Genomic DNA, 641 nt, shown 5'->3' with positions numbered 1-641 from the left:
GGCCGCGCAGGGGCCGGGCGAGGCGGAAGCAGATCTCCGGTTCGATACGCGGCAGGCAGTAACGGGCCGCGGGCACCGTGCCACCGTCGCGGTGGACCATGTCGTCCAGGAGGTGGCCGAAGTCGGGCTCGTCCACGCCGAGAAGCTGCTGCATCGCGGCCGCGGTCAGGCCGACCTTGTGGCCGACGACGGTGGCTCCGGCGGACAGGCGCCGGGCGATGTTGCCCTGCTGGACCGCGTAGGCGTCGGCCACTTCCAGGCCCGGCAGCAGCTCCGACAGTGGGTCGATCGGCGCCACGCGCCGCTCTGCCTCGCGCAGGAGCCGACAGGCTTCCTCACGCTGTGGTCCGGTCAGGGTCATCCCTTGCTCCTCGATGCCATGCGCGTCGCCGCGTCGTGGATCAGCTGTGCGTGCAGTTCGAACAGCGCCACCAGGTCGACGGCGTCGCCGTTGATCTCCCGGTGCACGAACAGGCCGTCGGCCCCGGCGACGGCGTAGGTGGTGAGGGTGCGTACGGACTCGTCGTCCAGGTCCGGGAACAGGGTCCCGACCACCTCGGCGATCTTCTGGGCGGCGATTTCACGGACCTCAAGGAACACCGTGCGGCCCCGGGGTTCCACGGGCCGCCGCTCCAGCGCGA

At 71.3% G+C, this 641-nt stretch carries 1 protein-coding gene and 1 pseudogene; both read right to left on the bottom strand.

All coding sequences use genetic code 11. The features are described from left to right. Window positions 1-361 (bottom strand): 2-keto-4-pentenoate hydratase (locus AOK17_RS31205; RefSeq protein WP_425424651.1); only part of this gene is annotated, 361 nt, incomplete at its 3' end. Beyond that, window positions 358-641: pseudogene (locus AOK17_RS31200) on the bottom strand (TetR/AcrR family transcriptional regulator); the annotation flags it as partial. The pseudogene AOK17_RS31200 and the gene AOK17_RS31205, both read right to left, overlap by 4 nt.

The organism is Streptomyces phaeochromogenes, from assembly GCF_001418655.1.
Lineage (GTDB): Bacteria > Actinomycetota > Actinomycetes > Streptomycetales > Streptomycetaceae > Streptomyces > Streptomyces phaeochromogenes.
Note: the sequence above shows the minus strand (reverse complement) of the source record. Positions and strands in the feature narration are given on the sequence as shown.